We start from the raw sequence: 2,872 nt of genomic DNA, 5'->3' as shown, positions 1-2,872 counted from the left end.
ACCACATCTGTATCAAGGTGATCTTCTTTCAAACAGCACAAAAAAGACCAGTTCCGATTGGAACTGATCCTTTGAAAAGCTTGGCGGCGTCCTACTCTCACAGGGGGAAACCCCCAACTACCATCGGCGCTGAAGAGCTTAACTTCCGTGTTCGGTATGGGAACGGGTGTGACCTCTTCGCTATCGCCACCAAACCTGATGGAGAGAATGTTCTCTCAAAACTAGATAACAATGTTCATTTTTCACATTAGAATATAGGTTAAGTCCTCGATCTATTAGTATCTGTCAGCTCCACGTGTCACCACGCTTCCACCTCAGACCTATCAACCTGATCATCTTTCAGGGATCTTACTTCCTTGCGGAATGGGAAATCTCATCTTGAGGGGGGCTTCATGCTTAGATGCTTTCAGCACTTATCCCGTCCGCACATAGCTACCCAGCGATGCCCTTGGCAGAACAACTGGTACACCAGCGGTGCGTCCATCCCGGTCCTCTCGTACTAAGGACAGCTCCTCTCAAATTTCCTGCGCCCGCGACGGATAGGGACCGAACTGTCTCACGACGTTCTGAACCCAGCTCGCGTACCGCTTTAATGGGCGAACAGCCCAACCCTTGGGACCGACTACAGCCCCAGGATGCGATGAGCCGACATCGAGGTGCCAAACCTCCCCGTCGATGTGGACTCTTGGGGGAGATAAGCCTGTTATCCCCGGGGTAGCTTTTATCCGTTGAGCGATGGCCCTTCCATGCGGAACCACCGGATCACTAAGCCCGACTTTCGTCCCTGCTCGACTTGTAGGTCTCGCAGTCAAGCTCCCTTGTGCCTTTACACTCTGCGAATGATTTCCAACCATTCTGAGGGAACCTTTGGGCGCCTCCGTTACATTTTAGGAGGCGACCGCCCCAGTCAAACTGCCCACCTGACACTGTCTCCCTGCCCGATAAGGGCAGCGGGTTAGAAGGTCAATACAGCCAGGGTAGTATCCCACCGATGCCTCCACCGAAGCTAGCGCTCCGGTTTCCAAGGCTCCTACCTATCCTGTACAAGCTGTACCAACATTCAATATCAGGCTGCAGTAAAGCTCCACGGGGTCTTTCCGTCCTGTCGCGGGTAACCTGCATCTTCACAGGTACTATAATTTCACCGAGTCTCTCGTTGAGACAGTGCCCAGATCGTTGCGCCTTTCGTGCGGGTCGGAACTTACCCGACAAGGAATTTCGCTACCTTAGGACCGTTATAGTTACGGCCGCCGTTTACTGGGGCTTCAATTCGCACCTTCGCTTACGCTAAGCGCTCCTCTTAACCTTCCAGCACCGGGCAGGCGTCAGCCCCTATACTTCGCCTTACGGCTTCGCAGAGACCTGTGTTTTTGCTAAACAGTCGCCTGGGCCTATTCACTGCGGCTTCTCGGGGCTTTAACACCCTAAGAAGCACCCCTTCTCCCGAAGTTACGGGGTCATTTTGCCGAGTTCCTTAACGAGAGTTCTCTCGATCACCTTAGGATTCTCTCCTCGCCTACCTGTGTCGGTTTGCGGTACGGGCACCTCTCACCTCGCTAGAGGCTTTTCTTGGCAGTGTGGAATCAGGAACTTCGCTACTAAATTTCGCTCGCCATCACAGCTCAGCCTTCACGGGAAACGGATTTGCCTATTTCCCAGCCTAACTGCTTGGACGCGGATATCCAATACCGCGCTTACCCTATCCTCCTGCGTCCCCCCATTGCTCAAATGGTGAGGAGGTGGTACAGGAATATCAACCTGTTGTCCATCGCCTACGCCTTTCGGCCTCGGCTTAGGTCCCGACTAACCCTGAGCGGACGAGCCTTCCTCAGGAAACCTTAGGCATTCGGTGGACGGGATTCTCACCCGTCTTTCGCTACTCATACCGGCATTCTCACTTCTAAGCGCTCCACCAGTCCTTCCGGTCTGACTTCACTGCACTTAGAACGCTCTCCTACCACTGTTCGTAAGAACAGTCCGCAGCTTCGGTGATACGTTTAGCCCCGGTACATTTTCGGCGCAGAGTCACTCGACCAGTGAGCTATTACGCACTCTTTAAATGGTGGCTGCTTCTAAGCCAACATCCTGGTTGTCTAAGCAACTCCACATCCTTTTCCACTTAACGTATACTTTGGGACCTTAGCTGGCGGTCTGGGCTGTTTCCCTTTCGACTACGGATCTTATCACTCGCAGTCTGACTCCCAAGGATAAGTCATCGGCATTCGGAGTTTGACTGAATTCGGTAACCCGGTAGGGGCCCCTAGTCCAATCAGTGCTCTACCTCCGAGACTCTTACCTTGAGGCTAGCCCTAAAGCTATTTCGGAGAGAACCAGCTATCTCCAGGTTCGATTGGCATTTCACCCCTACCCACACCTCATCCCCGCACTTTTCAACGTGCGTGGGTTCGGGCCTCCATTCAGTGTTACCTGAACTTCACCCTGGACATGGGTAGATCACCTGGTTTCGGGTCTACGACCACGTACTCATGCGCCCTATTCAGACTCGCTTTCGCTGCGGCTCCGCATCTTCTGCTTAACCTTGCACGGGATCGTAACTCGCCGGTTCATTCTACAAAAGGCACGCCATCACCCGTTAACGGGCTCTGACTACTTGTAGGCACACGGTTTCAGGATCTATTTCACTCCCCTTCCGGGGTGCTTTTCACCTTTCCCTCACGGTACTGGTTCACTATCGGTCACTAGGGAGTATTTAGCCTTGGGAGATGGTCCTCCCGGATTCCGACGGAATTTCACGTGTTCCGCCGTACTCAGGATCCACTCTGGAGAGAACAACATTTCAGTTACAGGGCTGTTACCTTCTTTGGCGGGCCTTTCCAGACCTCTTCGCTTATATCGTTCCTTTGTAACTCCG

At 53.0% G+C, this 2,872-nt stretch carries 2 rRNA genes (1 of these 2 only partly in view); both read right to left on the bottom strand.

From position 1 onward, the window contains the following. Positions 1 to 78: 78 nt before the first annotated feature. Positions 79 to 194: ribosomal RNA gene (gene rrf, locus DI269_RS00575) — 5S ribosomal RNA — on the bottom strand. Positions 195 to 255: 61 nt separating this feature from the next. Beyond that, positions 256 to 2,872 (bottom strand): 23S ribosomal RNA (locus DI269_RS00570); it runs 253 nt beyond the window's last position.

The sequence above is a fragment of the Glycomyces dulcitolivorans genome, from assembly GCF_003265355.1.
Taxonomy (GTDB): domain Bacteria; phylum Actinomycetota; class Actinomycetes; order Mycobacteriales; family Micromonosporaceae; genus Glycomyces; species Glycomyces dulcitolivorans.
This window is presented reverse-complemented; position numbering and strand designations above follow the sequence as displayed.